This is a genomic window from Streptomyces deserti (assembly GCF_054782695.1).
In genome coordinates, this window is sequence record NZ_BAAGRZ010000001.1 from 1068426 (window position 1) to 1088896 (window position 20471).

The 20471-nt window shown below is 71.6% G+C and carries 15 protein-coding genes and 1 pseudogene; 8 read left to right on the plus strand and 8 right to left on the minus strand.

Annotated features, from left to right (window positions below):
- From iolD to iolC, 4 genes and pseudogenes are all read right to left on the minus strand, one after another.
- On the minus strand, positions 1-1884 hold the full coding sequence (iolD, locus tag ACYVMZ_RS04800) for a 3D-(3,5/4)-trihydroxycyclohexane-1,2-dione acylhydrolase (decyclizing) (protein WP_461075718.1): 1884 nt from the start codon (positions 1882-1884) through the stop codon (positions 1-3).
- Between the two features lie 158 nt (positions 1885-2042).
- Positions 2043-2156: pseudogene (locus ACYVMZ_RS04805) on the minus strand (5-deoxy-glucuronate isomerase); the annotation flags it as partial.
- Between the two features lie 40 nt (positions 2157-2196).
- The gene (locus ACYVMZ_RS04810) at positions 2197-3078 is read right to left on the minus strand and encodes a Cgl0159 family (beta/alpha)8-fold protein (RefSeq protein ID WP_461075720.1); all 882 of its coding nucleotides are present in this window, start codon (positions 3076-3078) and stop codon (positions 2197-2199) included.
- Positions 3075-4025 (minus strand): 5-dehydro-2-deoxygluconokinase, encoded by a 951-nt coding sequence (iolC, locus tag ACYVMZ_RS04815; protein WP_461075722.1) that lies wholly within the window; start codon positions 4023-4025, stop codon positions 3075-3077. Before iolC ends, ACYVMZ_RS04810 begins: the two co-directional genes overlap by 4 nt.
- 420 nt (positions 4026-4445) lie before the next feature.
- Here iolC and ACYVMZ_RS04820 point away from each other — a divergent pair, with 420 nt between their 5' ends.
- Positions 4446-4646 carry a helix-turn-helix transcriptional regulator gene (locus ACYVMZ_RS04820; protein WP_461075724.1) on the plus strand — a complete coding sequence of 67 codons (201 nt, stop codon included), beginning with the start codon at positions 4446-4448 and terminating at the stop codon, positions 4644-4646.
- A gap of 99 nt (positions 4647-4745) precedes the next feature.
- Here ACYVMZ_RS04820 and ACYVMZ_RS04825 read toward each other — a convergent pair whose 3' ends face one another.
- Positions 4746-5789, minus strand: coding sequence for a zinc-dependent alcohol dehydrogenase family protein (locus tag ACYVMZ_RS04825; RefSeq protein WP_461075726.1), 1044 nt, complete (start codon positions 5787-5789; stop codon positions 4746-4748).
- A 382-nt stretch (positions 5790-6171) separates the two neighbouring features.
- On the opposite strand from ACYVMZ_RS04825, the gene ACYVMZ_RS04830 reads away from it, so the two are divergent.
- Both ACYVMZ_RS04830 and ACYVMZ_RS04835 read left to right on the plus strand, forming a co-directional pair.
- On the plus strand, positions 6172-6411 hold the full coding sequence (locus tag ACYVMZ_RS04830; RefSeq protein ID WP_461075728.1) for a heavy-metal-associated domain-containing protein: 240 nt from the start codon (positions 6172-6174) through the stop codon (positions 6409-6411).
- A gap of 151 nt (positions 6412-6562) precedes the next feature.
- Positions 6563-8806, plus strand: a complete 2244-nt coding sequence (locus tag ACYVMZ_RS04835) for a heavy metal translocating P-type ATPase (protein ID WP_461075730.1) — start codon at positions 6563-6565, stop codon at positions 8804-8806.
- A gap of 545 nt (positions 8807-9351) precedes the next feature.
- Here the strand turns inward: ACYVMZ_RS04835 and ACYVMZ_RS04840 are convergent.
- Together ACYVMZ_RS04840 and recD2 are read right to left on the minus strand one after the other, a co-directional pair.
- A complete protein-coding gene (locus tag ACYVMZ_RS04840) occupies positions 9352-10641 on the minus strand; it encodes a citrate synthase (protein WP_461075732.1) in 1290 nt (429 codons plus the stop codon).
- A 251-nt stretch (positions 10642-10892) separates the two neighbouring features.
- Entirely contained in the window at positions 10893-13172 is a 2280-nt protein-coding gene (recD2, locus tag ACYVMZ_RS04845) for an SF1B family DNA helicase RecD2 (protein ID WP_461075734.1), read from the minus strand.
- Positions 13173-13423: 251 nt separating this feature from the next.
- Between recD2 and ACYVMZ_RS04850 the strand changes: the two genes are divergently transcribed.
- The 5 genes from ACYVMZ_RS04850 to rbsD all read left to right on the plus strand — a co-directional run bounded on the left by ACYVMZ_RS04850 (position 13424) and on the right by rbsD (position 19328).
- The gene (locus tag ACYVMZ_RS04850; protein ID WP_461075736.1) at positions 13424-14476 is read left to right on the plus strand and encodes a LacI family DNA-binding transcriptional regulator; all 1053 of its coding nucleotides are present in this window, start codon (positions 13424-13426) and stop codon (positions 14474-14476) included.
- Positions 14473-15993, plus strand: coding sequence for a sugar ABC transporter ATP-binding protein (locus ACYVMZ_RS04855; protein WP_461075738.1), 1521 nt, complete (start codon positions 14473-14475; stop codon positions 15991-15993). The genes ACYVMZ_RS04850 and ACYVMZ_RS04855 overlap by 4 nt, the downstream gene beginning before the upstream one ends.
- Complete coding sequence (locus tag ACYVMZ_RS04860; protein WP_461075740.1) at positions 15983-17935, plus strand: ABC transporter permease/substrate-binding protein; 1953 nt, start codon at positions 15983-15985, stop codon at positions 17933-17935. The genes ACYVMZ_RS04855 and ACYVMZ_RS04860 overlap by 11 nt, the downstream gene beginning before the upstream one ends.
- A 104-nt stretch (positions 17936-18039) precedes the next feature.
- Entirely contained in the window at positions 18040-18942 is a 903-nt protein-coding gene (locus tag ACYVMZ_RS04865; RefSeq protein ID WP_461075742.1) for a ribokinase, read from the plus strand.
- Positions 18939-19328: a D-ribose pyranase gene (gene rbsD, locus ACYVMZ_RS04870; protein ID WP_461075744.1), complete on the plus strand. Its 390-nt coding sequence runs from the start codon at positions 18939-18941 to the stop codon at positions 19326-19328. The genes ACYVMZ_RS04865 and rbsD overlap by 4 nt, the downstream gene beginning before the upstream one ends.
- A 342-nt stretch (positions 19329-19670) precedes the next feature.
- Here rbsD and ACYVMZ_RS04875 read toward each other — a convergent pair whose 3' ends face one another.
- Positions 19671-20468: a sugar phosphate isomerase/epimerase family protein gene (locus ACYVMZ_RS04875; RefSeq protein WP_461076349.1), complete on the minus strand. Its 798-nt coding sequence runs from the start codon at positions 20466-20468 to the stop codon at positions 19671-19673.
- Positions 20469-20471 lie beyond the last annotated feature (3 nt).

The window sequence follows — 20471 nt, forward strand, 5'->3', positions numbered from 1 at the left end:
TCACAGATGGCGGCGTCGGGTGGAGACGTGCCGTTCGTACAGCTCACGTGCCTTGACCGCCGACGGCCGTGTCGCGGTCTCGGCCACGGGAACATCCCACCAGGCCTGGGCGGGCGGCGCGCCCGACACAGTGTCTGCCGTTTGGGTCTCCACGTAGACACATGTGGGAGTGTCGGCGGCCCGCGCCTCGGCGAGCGCCGCCCGCAGGTCCCGAACGGTCTTCGCGCGCAGCACCCGCATGCCGAGGCTGGCCGCGTTGGCGGCGAGGTCCACGGGCAGCGGCGCGCCCGTGAACGTGCCGTCGTCGGACCGGTGCCGGTACGCGGTGCCGAACCGCTCGCCGCCCACCGTCTCGGACAGGCCTCCGATGGACGCGTACCCGTGGTTCTGGACGATGACCACCTTGATGGCGATACCCTCCTGCACGGCGGTCACCAGCTCCGTCGGCATCATCAGGTAGGTGCCGTCGCCGACCAGCGCCCACACCGGGCGGTCGGGCGCGGCCAGCTTCACGCCGATCGCGGCCGGGATCTCGTAGCCCATGCAGGAGTAGCCGTACTCCAGGTGGTACTGGTCGTACGAGCGCGTCCGCCACAGCTTGTGCAGGTCGCCGGGGAGGGAGCCGGCCGCGTTGATGACGATGTCCGACTCGTCGACCAGCGCGTCCAGGACGCCCAGGACCTGCGGCTGGGTCGGCCGGACGTCGGGTTCGTCGGCCTCGTAGCAGGCGTCGACGCGCTGCTCCCAGCGCTCCTTGTCCTCGGTGTACTCGCGGGCGTAGGAGTCGGCGACCTGGTGGCCGTGCATCTGAAGGCCCTCGGTCAGCTCCTGCAGACCGCTGCGGGCGTCCGCGACCAGCGGCATCCCGGCGAGCTTGTGGCCGTCGAAGGGGGCGATGTTGAGGTTGAGGAAGCGGACGTTCTCGCCGGTGAACAGGGTGCCGGAGGCGGTGGTGAAGTCCGTGTAGCGGGTGCCGATACCGATCACCAGGTCGGCGGTGCGGGCGAGTTCGTCGGCCGTCGCGGTGCCGGTGTGGCCGATGCCGCCGACGTCCTGGGGGTGGTCGTAGCGCAGGGAGCCCTTGCCGGCCTGGGTGGAGGCGACCGGGATGCCGGTGGTCTCGGCGAACTCGGCGAGCGCCTCCTCGGCGCGGCTGTGGTGGACGCCGCCGCCCGCGACGACCAGCGGCCGGCGCGCCGCCCGTATCGCCTGGACCGCCTCGGCGAGTTCCGTCGGGTCCGCGCCCGGACGTCGTACGACCCAGACGCGCTCGGCGAAGAAGTCCTCCGGCCAGTCGTACGCCTCGGCCTGCACGTCCTGCGGGAGGGCCAGGGTGACGGCGCCCGTCTCGACGGGGTCGGTGAGCACGCGCATGGCCTGCAGGGCCGACGGGATCAGGGCCTCGGGACGCGTGATGCGGTCGAAGTACCTCGACACCGGGCGCAGGCAGTCGTTGACCGACACGTCGCCCGCGTACGGCACCTCCAGCTGCTGGAGGACCGGGTCGGCGGGGCGGGTGGCGAAGACGTCGCCGGGGAGCAGGAGGACCGGGAGGTGGTTGATGGTCGCCAGGGCGGCGCCGGTGACCAGGTTCGTCGCGCCGGGGCCGATGGAGGTGGTCACCGCGTGGGTGGACAGCCGGTTGGACTGGCGGGCGTAGCCGACCGCCGCGTGCACCATGGCCTGTTCGTTGCGGCCCTGGTGGTAGGGCATGACGTCCGCGTACTCGACGAGGGCCTGGCCGATGCCCGCGACGTTGCCGTGGCCGAAGATGCCCCAGGTCGCGCCGATCAGTCGGCGCCGTACGCCGTCCCGCTCCGTGTACTGGGCGGACAGGAAGCGGACGAGTGCCTGTGCGACCGTGAGCCTCGTCGTTGAGGTCATCGGTAACCCCCTGCGCGTTCTGAGTGGTCCGGGTGGAAGCGGATCCGGTGGACGCGGATCCGCAACTCCCGTACGGCTCCACCGTGCCGCATGTCTCGACGGTCCGCGCAAGGAAGCTCGATGTGCGGGCTTCGGTACGCGCCGTGACCGTTCGGGCGGGGGACCTCCGGCGCGGGGCCGTGGCGGGCGGGGAGTCGTCGCTCGCACTTCGCTCCTGCCAGGGCGAAGGGGGCTCCCGCGCCGGAGGCGATTTGGGGCCGGGCGGCGCGGGGGCTGCCCGGGGGTGGGACGGTGGCGGTCATGCGGCCGCCCTCACAGCAGTCCCACGGCCGTGTCCACGGCGGCGGCCACGTCGCCGTCCGCCGGGTACAGCAGCGACCGGCCGACCACCAGGCCGCGCACGGTGGGCAGTTGGAGGGCGCCGCGCCACTTCTCGTACGCGGCGGCCTGGTCGTCGCCGACCTCCCCTCCGAGGAGGACGACGGGCAGCGTGGAGGCCGCCATGACCTCGGCCATGTCGTCGGGGTTCTCGGTGACCGGGACCTTCAGCCAGGTGTAGGCCGAGGTGCCGCCCAGCCCCGAGGCGATGGCGATCGACTTGGTGACGGCCTCGGCGGACAGGTCGTTGACGACCCTGCCCTCGGGGGTGCGGCGGCTGAGGAACGGCTCGACGAAGACGGGCAGCCGGCGGGCCGCCATCGCGTCGATCGCGCGGGCGGTGGACTCCAGGGTGGTCAGGGAGCCCGGGTCGGCGTAGTCGATGCGCAGGAGCAGCTTGCCGGCGTCGAAGCCGAGGCGCTCGATGTCCTCGGGGCGATGGCCGGTGAAACGGTCGTCGAGCTCGAAGCAGGCGCCCTGGAGGCCGCCGCGGTTCATGGATCCCATGACGACCTTGCCGTCCAGGGCACCGAGGAGGAGCAGGTCGTCGAGGATGTCGGCGGTGGCCAGCACGCCGTCGACGCCGGGGCGGGACAGGGCCAGGCAGAGGCGTTCGAGGAGGTCGGCGCGGTGTGCCATGGCCAGGAGCCGGTCGCCGACGCCGAGGGCGCCGCGGGCCGGGTGGTCGGCGGCGACGATCATCAGCCGGCCGGTGTCGCCCAGCAGCGGCCTGCGGGTGCGGCGGGCGGCGGCCTCGGCGATCGCCTCGGGGCGGCGGGCGCGGGTGCGGACGAGTTCCGCGATGTCGACGGTCACGTGACGGCTCCCGCGGTGAGCGCGGCTTCCACCTCGTCCTGGGTGGGCATCGCGGAGGAGCACTCCAGACGGGAGGCGACGATGGCGCCGGCGGCGTTGGCGTGCCGCATGACCGTCTCCAGGTCCCAGCCGGCGAGCAGGCCGTGGCACAGCGAACCGCCGAAGGCGTCGCCGGCGCCCAGGCCGTTGAGGACGTTCACCGGCAGGGGCGGCACCTCGGCCTGCTCGCCCCCGCTGCTGACGGCCAGGACGCCCTTCGGGCCCTGCTTGACCACGGCGAGTTCGACACCCGCGTCGAGGAGGGCCCGGGCGGCGGCGTGGGGCTCTCGCACCCCGGTGGCGACCTCCACCTCGTCGAGGTTGCCGACGGCGACCGTGGTGTGGCGCAGGGCCTCCCGGTAGAAGGGGCGGGCCTCGTCGGGGTCACGCCAGAACATGGGGCGCCAGTCGAGGTCGAAGACCGTCGTGCCGGACTTGGCGCGGTGGGCGAGGGCGGCCAGGGTCGCCGTACGGCTCGGCTCCTCGCTCAGGCCGGTGCCGGTCATCCAGAAGATCCGGGCGTCGCGGATGGCGTCAAGGTCGAGCTCATGGGCGTCGATCTCCAGGTCGGGCGCCTTGGGCTGCCGGTAGAAGTACAGCGGGAAGTCGTCCGGCGGGAAGACCTCGCAGAAGGTGACCGGGGTCGGCAGGCCGGGCACCGGCGTGACCCAGCGGTCGTCGACGCCGAAGCCGCGCAGGGCCTCGTGCAGGTAGGTGCCGAACGGGTCGTCACCGGTGCGCGTGATGACCGCCGTACGGCGGCTGAGGCGGGCCGCGGCGACCGCGACGTTCGTCGCCGAGCCGCCGAGGAACTTGCCGAAGGACGTGACCTGCGGCAGCGGAACGCCCGTCTGGAGCGGGTAGAGGTCCACGCCGATCCGCCCCATGGTGATCAGGTCGTACGCCATCGCGTTCCCTTCGGTGTCGGCTCTCCCCGGCTTTGTAGTCCCGGACGCGAAGCCCTGTCAATGTTTTGTCCGGACATTCGGACCACATCGTGACAGCGCTTTCCGGAAGCGTGGGGTGTCCTTCCGCCGTCCGCCGTGCCGTCAGACCGTCGGGCTGTGGTCCGTTGGCGGGCCGCGTCAACGCGCCCCGCCGACGGACCGGCATACGCCTTTGCCTCACCTTTGTCACAAATGCCCTCTTCGTGTCACACATGTCCCGTGTACGCGGGTCTTCCGTCACACCCCTCGCGCAGCCCCTGCCCTCCCGTCGCCCTGCGTCGTTCACCGGGCACATGGCTTGGTGATCGCCAGCGCAGCGCCCGGCTCCCCCGGACGGCCGCCCCCGGCCGCCGCCGCGGTGCGCGCAGGGAGGTGCAACTCATGACCGACCGAGTGCTCTGGTCCTACAAGGAGATCGCGGCACACATCCGGGTGCAGCCGGACACCGTGCGGTCGTACCGCAAGCACGGGCTACTGCCGCCCCCCGACCACGTGGAGGGCGGCAAACTGTTCTGGTACGCGGACACGATCCGCGCCTGGGTGGCGTCCAGGCCCAGCAAGCGGGGCCGCAGAGAGGACTGATCCCAGTCGCCGGCCTCCGGCTGCCGGCTTCCGTCCCCCGCTGCCCACGGGCTCACCTGCCCCACTCCCGGCGAGTGGGGCACGGTCGTCGTACGGCCTTCAGCGCCACGGCTCGATGACCGTCACCCCCGCCCCCGGTGCCGTCGCCATCGCCGCCAGCGCCGAGGGGACCGCGTCCAGCGGGATCGTGGACGTCACCAGGAGGTCGGGGCGCAGCACGCCCGCGCGGACCAGCTCCAGCATCGGCGGGTAGGTGTGCGCGGCCATGCCGTGGCTGCCGAGGAGTTCGAGCTCCAGGGCTGTCGCGCGGGCCATCGGCACGGGGGTCGTCCCCGTGGACGAGGGCAGCAGGCCGACCTGGACGTGGCGGCCCCGGCGGCGCAGGCCGTTGACGGAGGCGGCGCAGGTGGCGGGTGAGCCGAGGGCGTCCAGGGAGAGGTGGGCGCCGCCGCCGGTGAGGTCACGGACGGCCGCCGCCGTGTCCTCGGTGCGCGACGCGTCCACGCACTGTGCCGCCCCGAACTTCCGGGCCAGATCGAGGGCTTGGGGCGACACGTCGACGGCGACGACCCGGGCCCCCGACGCCGCCGCGATCATCACCGCGGACAGGCCCACTCCGCCGCAGCCGTGCACCGCGACCCACTCCCCCGCCGCGGCGCGGCCCCGCTGCACCACCGCGCGGTACGCCGTGGCGAACCGGCAGCCCAGCGAGGCCGCCGTCGCGAAGGACAGCTCCTCGGGGACGGCGACGAGGTTGACGTCGGCGTGGCCCAGCGCCACGTACTGGGCGAAGGAGCCCCAGTGGGTGAAGCCGGGCTGGGTCTGCCGCTCGCACACCTGCTGGTCGCCCGCCGCGCAGGCCGGGCAGCTGCCGCAGGCGCAGACGAACGGCACGGTGACCCGGTCGCCGGGCCGCCAGCCGGTCACGCGTTCCCCGACCGCCTCGACGACACCGGCGAGTTCGTGCCCCGGCACGTGCGGCAAGGTGATGTCCGGGTCGTGTCCCTGCCACCCGTGCCAGTCACTGCGGCACAGCCCGGTCGCCTCGACGCGCACCACCACCCCGTGCTCGGCGGGCCGGGGATCCGCCACGTCCCGCATCTCGGCCGGTTCCCCGTATCGCTCGAACACCACGGCCCGCATCGGCGGCCCCCTTCTGTTCCTGTCCGGTCTGTTCCTGTCCGGGGCTCCGGACGCCATAGACCCCGGGCGTCTCCGGCTCCGCAGGGGAACGCTAGCCGGTCCGCTCCCGATCAAGTGATCAACGGATCGGGTTATCCACAAGGCCGACCTGGAACTCGTCCTCGCCGGCGAGGGCGCCGAGCGCGAGGCGTATGTTCAGGAGCTGAAGAACGCGGTCTTCCGCTGCCTCGAACCACTGGTCGACCCGATGCCGGGTACTGCGAGGAGACCCGCACCGCCCATCACGGGCCCGTCGTGGACTTATACCCCCTAGGGGTATAGTCTGGATTGGTTGGCCCCCGTGGGCCCCCTCAGCCCCGCATGCCTCGACGAGGAGAACGACATGACCGCCCAGACCGACACCCAGGGCCCCGTCACCACCGTCTACAAGGTGAGCGGGATGAGCTGCGGACACTGTGAGGGTGCCGTCTCCGGCGAGATCTCCGAGATCCCCGGCGTCAGCTCCGTGAAGGCCGTCGCCGCGACCGGAGATGTCACCGTGGTCTCCGCCGCCCCGCTCGACGAGGAGGCCGTGCGCGCCGCCGTCGACGAGGCCGGCTTCGAGCTCGTCGGCAAGGCCTGAGCCGGCGCGGGCGGGCCGCGTGGCGTGATGTCGGGTCGTACCGGCCGGCACCGGCCCGTACGGCCCGGTCCGCTTCCCGGCGGTCCCTGCTTTCCCAGCGTTCCCGGCGTTCCAGCGTTCCCGGCGTTCCTGCACTTCCTGGAGTACGGACATGACCAGCACCACCGACCGGGCACCGACGGACACGGCGCCGCAGGTCCGTGAGGTCGAGCTGCTCATCGGCGGGATGACCTGCGCCTCCTGCGCGGCACGCGTCGAGAAGAAGCTCAACCGCATGGACGGCGTCAGCGCCACGGTCAACTTCGCGACGGAGAAGGCCAGGGTCACCTACCCGGTGGACACCGAGGTCGCCGACCTGATCGCCACGGTCGTGAAGACGGGCTACACCGCCGAGGAGCCCGCCCGGGAGGAGCCACGCCGGGAAACACCCGAGGAAGACCCCGAACTGTCGGCCCTGCGCCGGCGCCTCGCCGTCTCGGCGCTGCTCGCCGTGCCCGTCGTCCTGCTGGCCATGGTCCCGGCCCTGCAGTTCGACAACTGGCAGTGGCTCTCCCTCACCCTCGCCGCGCCGGTGGTCGTCTGGGGCGGCCTGCCCTTCCACCGGGCCGCGTGGACCAACGCGCGCCACGCCGCGGCCACCATGGACACGCTGGTCTCCCTCGGCACGCTGGCGGCGTTCGGCTGGTCCCTGTGGGCGTTGTTCCTCGGCGACGCGGGCATGCCGGGCATGCGGCACCCCTTCGAGCTCACCGTCTCCCGTGCGGACGGCGCCTCGACGATCTACCTGGAGGTCGCCGCCGGAGTCACCGCCTTCATCCTGCTCGGCCGCTATCTGGAGGCCCGTTCCAAGCGCCGCGCGGGAGCGGCCCTGCGGACGCTGATGGAGCTGGGCGCCAAGGACGTGGCCGTCCTGCGGGACGGGCGTGAGGTGCGGATCCCGGCGGACCGGCTGGCCGTCGGCGACCGGTTCGTCGTACGGCCCGGCGAGAAGATCGCCACGGACGGGACGGTCGTGGAGGGCTCCTCGGCGGTGGACGCCTCCATGCTGACCGGCGAGTCGGTGCCGGTGGACGTGGCGGTCGGGGACCCGGTCACCGGCGCCACGGTCAACGCCGGCGGCCGGATCGCCGTCGAGGCCACGCGCGTGGGCGCCGACACGCAACTCGCGCGAATGGCGAAGCTGGTGGAGGACGCGCAGAACGGCAAGGCCGAGGTGCAGCGGCTCGCCGACCGGGTCGCCGGGATCTTCGTGCCCGCCGTGCTGCTGATCGCGGCCGGCACGGCGGGGGCCTGGCTCGGCCTCACCGGTGACGCGGCCGCCGCGTTCACCGCGGCCGTCGCGGTGCTGATCATCGCGTGCCCGTGCGCGCTGGGCCTGGCCACACCGACCGCGCTGATGGTCGGCACGGGGCGCGGCGCCCAGCTCGGCATCCTCATCAAGGGCCCGGAGGTCCTGGAGTCCACGCGCCGTGTCGACACGGTCGTCCTGGACAAGACCGGCACGGTCACCACCGGCCGCATGACGCTCCAGGAGGTCCACGTCGCCGAGGGCGTCGACGAGAAGCAGGTGCTGCGGCTCGCGGGCGCCCTGGAGCACGCCTCCGAACACCCCGTCGCCCGGGCCGTCGCCGCGGGCGCCGAGGAGCGGGTCGGGGTGCTGCCGGAGGCCGAGCACTTCGAGAACGTCCCCGGCCGGGGCGTACGCGGACGCGTGGAAGGCCGCGAGGTGGCCGTGGGGCGCCTCTTCGACGTGGTCCCGCAGGAGTTGGCCCGGGCCCGGGACGAGGCCGCGAGCGGCGGACGTACGGCCGTCCTGGTCGGCTGGGACGGGACGGCCCGAGCCGTCCTCGCCGTCGCGGACGCGGTCAAGGAGACCAGCGCCGAGGCCGTGCGCGAACTGCGTGCCCTGGGGCTCACGCCGGTCCTGCTGACCGGGGACAACCGGGCGGTCGCCGAGGCGGTGGCCCGGACCGTCGGCATCGACTCCGGCGATGTGATCGCCGAGGTGCTGCCCGAGGACAAGGTCGACGTCGTACGGCGGCTCCAGGCCGAGGGGCGGTGCGTCGCCATGGTGGGCGACGGCGTCAACGACGCGGCCGCGCTCGCCACCGCCGACCTGGGCCTGGCGATCGGCACCGGCACGGACGCGGCGATCGAGGCGGGCGACCTGACGCTGGTGCGCGGCGACCTGCGGGTGGCCGCCGACGCGATCCGGCTGTCCCGGAAGACCCTGGCGACGATCAAGAGCAATCTCGTGTGGGCCTTCGGCTACAACGTGGCCGCGCTGCCGCTGGCCGCCGCCGGGCTGCTGAACCCGATGATCGCGGGCGCCGCGATGGCGTTCTCCTCGGTGTTCGTGGTGACGAACAGCCTCCGGCTCCGGGCGTTTCGCTGAGGTTTGCAGGGGGAGCCCCTCTGGAGTCCGGTACGACCCTCACATAAGCTCTTCACAAGCCTCGCGCATCATCCTTACGCTTGAGCCTCGTTCGGTGTATCCGGGCTCTTGCGCACCTAACGGACATATGCAAGAGACGCAGATCACAGTGATATGAACGTAACCATCGAAGGGGTTCGAAGGTCTAAGTTGGCGATGTCGGGCAGCGTCTTGGGGGGCGCTTCCTGGCATCTGGGGATGTCTTGGGGGACTTCCTCAGAGATGCGTTGCCGGGACACGTGCACCGGGAAGCTTTGAGCGGCCCTCCCGACGTGCGCTGTCCCGGCAGACCGCACAGCAGTACCCGAGTGCGACGAGTTTTGCTCGTTTGGCTCACAGCGATTCAGGCGCTGTCCTCACAGACGCCCGGCCGGATCCCGTGGGGGGAATCCGCACCGGGACATGGGAAGGCGCCCTGGTCGCCGGCCCGTGGGGGGACCGGCGCCAGGGCGCCTTCTGCTGTACCTGGGGCCTGCCGTTCGGCAGGCCCGGTGCCGGCTAGGAGATCAACGCTCCTCGACGGGGACGAAATCCCGCTGCACCACGCCCGTGTAGATCTGGCGCGGGCGGCCGATGCGGGAGCCCGGCTCCTTGATCATCTCGTGCCACTGGGCGATCCAGCCCGGCAGCCGGCCGAGGGCGAACAGGACCGTGAACATCTCGGTCGGGAAGCCCATGGCCCGGTAGATCAGGCCGGTGTAGAAGTCCACGTTCGGGTAGAGGCTGCGCGAGACGAAGTAGTCGTCGGAGAGCGCGTGCTCCTCCAGCTTCAGCGCGATGTCCAGCAGCTCGTCGGACTTGCCGAGGGCGGACAGCACATCGTGCGCGGCGGCCTTGATGATCTTGGCGCGCGGGTCGAAGTTCTTGTAGACCCGGTGGCCGAAGCCCATCAGGCGGACGCCGTCCTCCCTGTTCTTCACCTTGCGGATGAAGGAGTCGACGTCGCCGCCGGAGTCGCGGATGCCCTCCAGCATCTCCAGCACGGACTGGTTGGCGCCGCCGTGCAGCGGGCCCCACAGGGCGTTGATACCGGCGGAGATCGAGGCGAACATGTTCGCCTGCGAGGAGCCGACCAGGCGGACCGTGGACGTCGAACAGTTCTGCTCGTGGTCCGCGTGCAGGATCAGCAGCTTGTCCAGGGCCGAGACCACGGTCGGGTCGAGCTCGTACTCCTGCGCCGGGACGGAGAAGGTCATGCGGAGGAAGTTCTCGACGTAGCCGAGGTCGTTGCGCGGGTAGACGAACGGGTGGCCGATCGACTTCTTGTACGCGTAGGCCGCGATCGTCGGGAGCTTGGCGAGCAGACGGATCGTGGAGAGGTTGCGCTGGCGCTCGTCGAACGGGTTGTGGCTGTCCTGGTAGAACGTCGACAGCGCCGAGACGACCGACGACAGCATGGCCATCGGGTGGGCGTCGCGCGGGAAGCCCTTGTAGAAGTTCTTGACGTCCTCGTGCAGCAGGGTGTGCTGCGTGATGTCGTTCCGGAACGCGGTGAGCTGGTCGACGGTCGGCAGCTCGCCGTTGATCAGCAGGTAGGCGACGTCCAGGAACGTGGAGCGCTCGGCCAGCTGCTCGATCGGGTAGCCGCGGTACCGGAGGATGCCGGCCTCGCCGTCCAGGTAGGTAATGGCGGATTTGTAGGCGGCGGTGTTGCCGTAGCCGCTGTCCAGCGTCACCAGACCGGTCTGGGCGCGGAGCTTGCCGATGTCGAAGCCCTTGTCACCGACGGTGCTGTCGATCACCGGGTAGGTGTACTCGTTGCCGTCGTACCGCAGTACTACAGAGTTGTCGCTCACGTCTTCCCTCACCGACGTTGTGCCTCATCTTCGAGGTGCCCTGACTGTCTCTACCATCCCCCACTTGGCTCAGGAGAGTGCACTCGGGGTCGACCATCGGGCCTACTGGCGGCACTCAGTGCCGCCAACTTGCTCATCCTGCCCGTTGCGTTCCCCAACTGGAAGTGCCTTGTGACCTTTGCGACTCGTTTGATCGATCATTTTTTGGGATGTCAGTCGCGTAGCGTCCGTGAGGCCTGTCTCCAGGGTGCTCAGTCCCCGAGGGGGCGGGGTGCGAGCCGGAAGTCGAGTGCCGTGCAGCGCCGGCCCGCCGACACCGTGCGCACCGCCTGTCCGATCGCCTTGCGCGAACCGACGAGGACGACCAGCCGCTTGGCGCGGGTGACCGCCGTGTACAGCAGGTTCCGCTGGAGCATCATCCAGGCGCCCGTGGTCACCGGGATGACGACCGCCGGATACTCGCTGCCCTGGGAGCGGTGGATGGTCACGGCGTACGCGTGGGCCAGCTCGTCGAGCTCGTCGAACTCGTACGGAACCTCCTCGTCCTCGTCCGTCAGCACCGTCAGACGCTGGTCGACCGGGTCGAGCGAGGTGACCACGCCCACGGTGCCGTTGAAGACACCGTTCTTGCCCTTCTCGTAATTGTTGCGAATCTGAGTGACCTTGTCGCCGACACGGAACACACGTCCACCGAACCTTTTCTCGGGCAGGTCGGGGCGGCCGGGGGTGATGGCCTGCTGGAGCAGGCCGTTGAGGGTGCCCGCGCCGGCCGGGCCGCGGTGCATCGGCGCCAGCACCTGCACGTCCCGGCGCGGGTCGAGCCCGAACTTGGCCGGGATCCGCCGGGCCGCCACGTCCACCGTGAGCCGTCCCGCGGCCTCCGTGTCGTCCTCGACGAAGAGGAAGAAGTCCTTCATGCCGTCGGTGACCGGGTGCTGCCCGGCGTTGATGCGGTGCGCGTTGGTGACCACGCCAGACTGCTGGGCCTGGCGGAAGACCCGGGTGAGGCGGACGGCGGGGATCGGGCTGCCGTCGGCCAGCAGGTCCCGCAGGACCTCCCCCGCGCCGACGCTGGGCAGCTGGTCCACGTCCCCGACGAACAGCAGATGAGCCCCCGGGGGCACCGCCTTGACCAGCTTGTTGGCGAGCAGCAGGTCCAGCATGGACGCCTCGTCGACCACCACCAGGTCGGCGTCCAGCGGCCGGTCCCGGTCGTAGGCGGCGTCGCCGCCGGGCTTGAGCTCCAGCAGGCGGTGGACCGTGGAGGCCTCGGCGCCGGTGAGCTCGGACAGGCGCTTGGCGGCCCGGCCGGTCGGGGCGGCCAGCACCACCTTCGCCCGCTTGGCGCGGGCCAGCTCCACGATCGAGCGGACCGTGAAGGACTTGCCGCAGCCCGGGCCGCCGGTGAGCACGGCGACCTTCTCGGTGAGCGCCAGCCTGACGGCCGCCTCCTGCTCGGGGGCGAGCTCGGCCCCCGTACGCCCCCTGAGCCACCCCAGGGCCTTGCCCCAGTCCACCTGCCGGAAGCCCGGCATACGGTCCTCCTCGGTGCGCAGCAGGCGCGACAGCTGGGCGGACAAGGAGAGTTCGGCACGGTGGAACGGGACGAGGTAGACGGCCGTCACGGGCTCCGGGCCGCCGTCCGGGCCGGGCACCTTCTCCCGTACGACGCCGGGGTCCTCGCCGTCCTCCGGGGGCCCGGCCAGCTCGGCCAGGCAGTCGATGACGAGGCCCGTGTCGACCTGGAGCAGCTTGACCGCGTCCTTGATCAGCTGCTCCTCGGGCAGGAAGCAGTGGCCCTGGTCGGTGGACTGCGACAGCGCGTACTGCAGACCCGCCTTGACGCGCTCCGGGCTGTCGTGCGGGATGCCGACGGACTGGGCGATCTTGTCGGCGGTGAGGAAGCCGATGCCCCAGACGTCGGCGGCCAGCCGGTAGGGCTGGTTCTTCACGACGGAGATCGAGGCGTCGCCGTACTTCTTGTAGATGCGCACCGCGATCGACGTGGAGACCTCGACGGTCTGGAGGAAGAGCATGACCTCCTTGATCGCCTTCTGCTCCTCCCAGGCGTCGGCGATCTTCTTGGTGCGCTTGGGGCCGAGGCCGGGCACCTCGATGAGCCGCTTGGGCTCCTCCTCGATGATCTTCAGGGTGTCCAGGCCGAAGTGCTGGGTGATGCGGTCGGCGAAGACCGGTCCGATGCCCTTGACCAGGCCCGAGCCGAGGTAGCGGCGGATGCCCTGGACGGTGGCCGGCAGGACCGTCGTGTAGTTCTCGACCAGGAACTGCTTGCCGTACTGCGGGTGCGAGCCCCAGCGGCCCTCCATGCGCAGGGACTCGCCGACCTGGGCGCCGAGCAGCGCGCCGACGACCGTGAGGAGGTCGCCGCCGCCCCGGCCGGTGTCGACGCGCGCGACCGTGTAGCCGTTCTCCTCGTTGGCGTACGTGATGCGTTCCAGGACGCCTTCGAGTACGGCCAGTCGTCGCTCCCCGTTCCCCGCCTGTGGGGGACTCCCCGCCTGGTTGGACATGATCCGACGGTACCGCCCGGCACCGACAGGCGGCCGGGACCTGTGGACAAGGCGGCCCGGCGGCGCTCGGCCGACGCGGCTGCGGGCCGGAGGTTCGTCACGATCCGGTCTCGGGATGTCGTTGAGGGCTTGATTAACGCGGGTGTAATCGATTCCAATCCTCCGTGTCGTCGATGTAAACGATTCCACGACGACCCGCGGATCGATTCCCGACGATCCGCGCATCGATTCCACAAGGAGGTGGAGCGGCGATGGCGAGCATCAAGGACGTCGCTGCCGAGGCGGGTGTCTCCGTCGCCACGGTCTCGCGCGTCCTGAACGACCATCCGTCGGTCAGCGCCGAGGCACGCACGCGCGTGCTGGCCGCCGTCGAGGCCCTGGGCTACCGCCCGAACGCCGTCGCCCGCTCCCTGCGCACCGACCAGACCCACACCCTCGGCCTGGTCATCAGCGACGTGATGAACCCCTACTTCAACGAGCTGGCCCGCTCCGTCGAGGAGGAGGCCCGCGCGCTCGGCTACAGCGTCATCATCGGCAACGCCGACGAGCGGCCCGGCCTCCAGGACCACCATGTACGGACCCTGCTGGACCGCCGTATCGACGGTCTGCTGGTCTCCCCCACCGACGGCGGTTCGCCGCTGATGCTGGACGCCGCGCGCGGGGGGACGCCGATGGTGTTCGTGGACCGGTGGATCCCGGGCGTGGACGTGCCGGTCGTCCGGGCGGACGGGCGGGCGGCCGTGCGGGACCTCGTGGCGCACCTGTACGGGCTCGGGCACCGGCGGCTCGCGATCATCGCGGGCCCGGCGGCGACCACGACCGGCCGGGAGCGCGTGGAGGCCTTCCGGGAGGCTCTCGGCGCCCACGGCCTCGCCCTCCCGGCCGCATACATCGGCCAGGGCGACTTCCAGGCCGAGAGCGGCCGCCGGGTCACCGAGGGCTTCCTGGACCTGCCCGAGCCGCCCGAGGTCGTCTTCGCCGCGGACAACCTGATGGCCCTGGGGGCGCTGGACGCGATCCGCGCGCGCGGGCTGCGCGTTCCGGACGACATCGCGCTGGCCGCGTTCGACGACATCCCCTGGTTCGTGCACACCGATCCGCCGGTCACCGCGATCGCCCAGCCCACCGGCGAGTTGGGGCGCGCGGCCGTGCGCGCGCTGGTCGACCGCATCGAGGGGCGGACCCCGCGGTCCGTCACCCTCCCCGCCCGTCTCGTCGTACGCCGCTCGTGCGGCGAGCCGGCACCCGCACAGTCCCCGGCACGAACCCCCGCCCCATCCCCCGTACGAAGGAGTACGACGTGAGCGACCCGGACGAGTTGCTGCGCATCGAGGGCATCCGCAAGACCTTTCCCGGCGTGGTCGCGCTCGACGGCGTCGACTTCGATCTGCGCCGCGGTGAGGTGCACGTGCTGCTCGGCGAGAACGGCGCGGGCAAGAGCACCCTCATCAAGATGCTGTCGGGCGCCTACACGCCCGACGCGGGCCGGATCCTGGTCGGCGGCGAGGAGGTGCGCATCCAGGGCGCGCAGGACTCCGAGCGCCTCGGGATCGCCACCATCTACCAGGAGTTCAACCTGGTTCCCGATCTGACGGTCGCCGAGAACATCTTCCTGGGGCGGCAGCCGCGCCGCTTCGGGATGATCGACCGGAAGGCGATGGAGGCGCAGGCCGCGGTCCTGCTGGAGCGGGTCGGCGTGAACGTGTCGCCACGCGCGCGCGTGCGTGAACTCGGCATCGCCCGCCTGCAGATGGTCGAGATCGCGAAGGCGCTGAGCCTGAACGCGCGCGTGCTCATCATGGACGAGCCGACCGCCGTGCTGACCTCGGAGGAGGTCGACAAGCTCTTCTCCATCGTGCGCAGGCTGCGCGAGGACGGCGTGGGGATCGTGTTCATCACGCACCACCTGGAGGAGATCGCCGCCCTGGGGGACCGCGTCACCGTCGTCCGCGACGGGAAGAGCGTCGGCCAGGTGCCCGCCGCCACGCCCGAGGACGAGCTCGTACGGCTCATGGTGGGCCGGTCGATCGAGCAGCAGTACCCGCGTCAACGGCCGGACACCGGCGAGGCGTTGCTCCGGGTCGAGGGGCTCACGCGGGACGGGGTCTTCCACGACGTGAGCTTCGAGGTGCACGCGGGCGAGGTCGTCGGCATCGCCGGGCTGGTGGGGGCCGGTCGTACGGAGGTCGTGCGGGCCGTGTTCGGGGCGGACCCGTACGACAAGGGGGCCGTGAAGGTGGCGGGTGCCCCGCTCAGGCGCCATGACGTGAACGCCGCCATGGCGGCGGGCATCGGGCTGGTGCCCGAGGACCGCAAGCGCCAGGGGCTCGTCCTGGACGCCTCCGTCGAGGAGAACCTCGGGCTGGTGACGCTGCGGTCGGCCACCCGCGCGGGGCTCGTCGACCTCAAGGGCCAGCGCGAGGCCGCCGCCCGGATCGCCGGGCAGCTGGGCGTCCGCATGGCGGGCCTCGGCCAGCACGTGCGGACGCTGTCCGGCGGCAACCAGCAGAAGGTCGTCATCGGCAAGTGGCTGCTGGCGGACACCAGGGTGCTGATCCTCGACGAGCCGACCCGCGGCATCGACGTCGGCGCCAAGGTCGAGATCTACCAGCTCATCAACGAACTCACGGCCCAGGGCGCCGCCGTCCTGATGATCTCCAGCGACCTGCCCGAGGTGCTCGGCATGAGCGACCGGGTGCTGGTGATGGCACAGGGCCGGATCGCGGGCGAGCTGGCGGCCGACGAGGCCACGCAGGACGCCGTGATGGCACTCGCCGTAAGTACTCCTACGACCGAAGTGGAGGCCCCCCGTGGCCACTGACACGCTCAAGAGCACCGCGGGCGCGGGTGGCGCCTCGGGCGGCCTGCGCCGTCTCCTGCTCGACAACGGCGCGCTCACCGCGCTCATCGTCCTCGTCATCGCCATGTCGGCGCTGTCCGGCGACTTCCTGACGACCGACAACCTCCTGAACGTCGGCGTGCAGGCGGCGGTCACCGCCATCCTGGCCTTCGGCGTCACCTTCGTGATCGTCTCGGCGGGCATCGACCTGTCGGTGGGTTCCGTGGCCGCGCTGTCGGCCACCGTCCTGGCCTGGAGCGCCACGTCGGAGGGCGTCCCGGTCTTCCTGGCCGTGCTCCTCGCCGTCGTGACCGGCATCGCGTGCGGCCTGGTCAACGGCTTCCTCATCTCGTACGGCAAGCTGCCGCCGTTCATCGCGACGCTGGCGATGCTGTCGGTGGCCCGCGGCCTGTCCCTGGTCATCTCGCAGGGCTCCCCGATCGCCTTCCCCGACTCGGTCTCGCACCTCGGTGACACGCTGGGCGGCTGGCTGCCGGTGCCGGTGCTCGTGATGGTCGTCATGGGTCTGATCACGGCGTTCGTGCTCGGCCGGACGTACATCGGCCGCTCGATGTACGCGATCGGCGGCAACGAGGAGGCGGCCCGGCTGTCGGGGCTGCGGGTGAAGAAGCAGAAGCTCGTGATCTACGCGCTGTCGGGTCTGTTCGCGGCGGCCGCGGGCATCGTGCTCGCCTCGCGTCTTTCGTCGGCCCAGCCGCAGGCCGCGCAGGGCTACGAGCTCGACGCGATCGCCGCGGTCGTCATCGGCGGCGCCTCGCTGGCGGGCGGCACCGGCAAGGCGTCCGGGACGCTGATCGGCGCGCTGATCCTGGCGGTGCTCAGGAACGGCCTCAACCTCCTTTCCGTCTCGGCGTTCTGGCAGCAGGTCGTGATCGGTGTCGTCATCGCGCTGGCGGTGCTGCTGGACACGGTGCGGCGCAAGGCGGGGGCGACTCCGGTGGCGGCGGGCACGTCGAGTGGCGGCAAGGGCAGGCAGGTGGCGACGTACGTGATCGCGGCCGTGGTCGCGGTGGCGGTCGTCGGCGCGATGTCCTTCCTGCACAGCGGCTCGTCGGAGGCGAAGACGCAGAAGATCGGCCTGTCCCTGTCGACGCTCAACAACCCGTTCTTCGTGCAGATCCGGGCGGGTGCCGAGGCGGAGGCGAAGAAGCTGGGCGTGGACCTGACGGTCACGGACGCGCAGAACGACGCCTCGCAGCAGGCCAACCAGCTGCAGAACTTCACCAGCGAGGGTCTCGGCTCGATCATCGTCAACCCGGTGGACTCGGATGCGGCGGGCCCCTCGGTCCGGTCCGCGAACAAGGCCGGCATCCCCGTCGTCGCCGTCGACCGGGGCGTCAACAAGGCCGACACGGCCGCGCTGGTCGCCTCCGACAACGTCGAGGGCGGCAAGCTGGGTGCCAAGGCGCTCGCCGAGAAGCTGGGCGGCCAGGGCACGATCGTCATCCTGCAGGGCCAGGCCGGCACCTCCGCCAGCCGCGAGCGCGGCGCGGGCTTCGCCGAGGGCCTGAAGGCCTACCCGGGCATCAAGGTCGTCGCCAAGCAGCCCGCCGACTTCGACCGCACCAAGGGCCTGGACGTCATGACCAACCTGCTCCAGGCCCACCCCGACATCGACGGCGTCTTCGCCGAGAACGACGAGATGGCGCTCGGCGCGATCAAGGCGCTCGGCCCGAAGGCCGGCAAGTCGGTGCAGGTCGTCGGCTTCGACGGCACGCCGGACGGCCTGAAGGCGGTCGAGGCGGGCACGCTGTACGCGTCGGTCGCGCAGCAGCCGAAGGAACTCGGCAGGATCGCGGTGGACAACGCGCTGCGGGCGGCCGACGGCAAGAAGGTCGAAGAGACGGTGAAGGTGCCGGTGAAGGTGGTCACGAAGGAGAACGTGGCCGGCTTCGGCGGCTGACCTCAGGCGACGGCCCGTCCCCCACGGACGGGCCGTCGCCACGGGCTCTACGAGGCCATACAGGGTCATACGGGGCTGTACGGGGCTACTTGGGGAGACATTCCATGTACGACTACGACCTGCTGGTCGTGGGGTCGGCCAACGCCGACCTGGTGATCGGTGTCGAGCGCCGGCCGGGTGCCGGCGAGACCGTGCTCGGCTCCGACCTGGCCGTCCACCCGGGCGGCAAGGGCGCCAACCAGGCGGTCGCGGCCGCCCGGCTCGGGGCCCGTACGGCCCTGCTGGCCCGGGTCGGCGACGACATGTACGGCAGGGTGCTGCTGGACTCGCAGCGGGCGGCCGGCGTCGACACGGTGGGCGTCCTGGTCGGCGGCGCGCCGACCGGGGTCGCGCTGATCACGGTGGACCCCTCCGGGGACAACAGCATCGTGGTCTCGCCGGGCGCGAACGGCCGGCTGACGCCCGAGGACATCCGTGCGGCCGGGAGCCTGTTCCACGCCTCCCGGGTGGTCTCCACACAGTTGGAGATCCCGCTGGAGACGGTCGTGGAGGTGGTACGGAACCTGGCGCCGGACAGCCGCTTCGTCCTGAACCCGTCACCGCCGCGGCCCCTCCCCCAGGAGGTGCTGGACGCCTGCGACCCGCTGATCGTCAACGAGCACGAGGCGAAGGTGATCCTGGGCGACTCGGCCGTGGGGGACGCCCCCGAGGACTGGGCGCGCGTCCTCCTCGCGAAGGGGCCGCGCTCGGTGGTGGTGACGCTGGGCGCGGAAGGCGCGCTGGTGGCCTCGTCCGAGGGTGTCGCGCGCGTCCCGTCCGTGGAGGTGAACGCCGTGGACACGACCGGCGCGGGTGACGCGTTCACCGCCGCGCTGGCCTTCCGGCTGGGCGCGGGCGAGTCGCTCGCCGAGGCGGCGGCGTTCGCGGCGAAGGTGGGGGCGGCGGCCGTCACGAAGCGGGGCGCACAGGAGTCCTTCCCGACCGCGGCGGAGGTCGCCGCGCTGTGAAGAAGAGCGGAATCCTGAACCGTCACCTCTCCGGAGCGCTGGCCGAACTGGGCCACGGGGACGAGGTGCTGGTGTGCGACGCCGGCATGCCCATACCCGCCGGGCCACGCGTCGTCGACCTGGCCTTCCGGGCCGGGGTGCCGTCCTTCGCCGAGGTGCTGGACGGTCTGCTGGCCGAGCTGGTGGTCGAGGGGGCAACGGCGGCGACGGAGGTACGGGAGGCGAACGCCGAGGCGTCGGCCCTGCTCGACGGTCACTTCCCCGGGCTGGAGCTGGTCCCGCACGAGCGGCTGAAGGAGCTGTCGGCCGGGGCGCGGCTGGTCGTACGGACCGGGGAGGCCCGCCCGTACGCGAACGTGCTGCTGCGGTGCGGGGTCTTCTTCTAGAACACCCCGCATGTCGAAAACGCCCCGCATGTCGAAGGCACGCAGAAGCCCTTCACATGCTTCGAGGGGGCCCCGTCCGTCGACCGGGCCCCCTCGGCTTTCCCTCCCCCACCAGAACCCCAGCGATCCCCCCCGGATCCCCCTCCGAGAAGTCCTGATGCCAAGTACGACCCGCGGGGTGGGGAAAGGGTTGCAGGGTTCGGTGAGAAATTCTTGCCGGCTTCTCGGACCTGCTCGCCTCGGTGCTGGGCCGCTGTCTGGACGCCGAGGACGACCCCGGCCCCGCCCACTGCCCCACCCCGGCCGACGGGTGCGGGGCAGCAGGCGTGGCTCAGAGCCGGATCACAGGGCGTGCTCCACGAACCGCTCCGCCGTCTCCGCCAGCACCTCCCGCCCGTCCCGCGCCCACAGCCCGTCGTTGAACAGCTCCACCTCGATCGGCCCGGTGTATCCGGCCGCCTCCACGTGGCCCTTCCACTCCCGCATGTCGATCGAGCCGTCGCCGATCTGGCCGCGGCCGGTCAGGACGCCCTCCGGCAGCGGGGTCGTCCAGTCGGCGAGCTGGAAGGTGTGGATGCGGCCCGTCGCGCCCGCCCGGGCGATCTGGGCAGGAGCCGTGTCGTCCCACCAGATGTGGTACGTGTCCACGGTCACGCCCACCTGGTTCGCCGGGAAGCGTTCGGCGAGATCCAGGGCCTGGGCGAGGGTGGAGACCACGCAGCGGTCCGAGGCGTACATGGGATGCAACGGCTCGATGGCCAGGCGTACGCCGTGCTGCTCCGCGTACGGGCCCAGTTCCGCCAGGGCGTCCGCGATGCGCTCCCGGGCGCCGTGCAGGTCCTTCGAGCCGGCGGGCAGGCCGCCCGAGACCAGCACCAGGGTGTCGGTGCCCAGCGTCGCCGCCTCGTCGATCGCCCGGCGGTTGTCGGCCAGGGCGCGGGAACGTTCCTGCGGGTCGATCGCGGTGAAGAAGCCGCCGCGGCACAGCGTCGTCACCGTCAGGCCCGCGTCGCGGACCAGCTTCGCCGTGGCCTCCAGGCCGTACGACCGGACCGGCTCGCGCCACAGCCCGACGCCGGGGACGCCCAACTCGCGGCAGGTGTCCACCAGTTCCGGCATCGACAGCTGCTTCACCGTCATCTG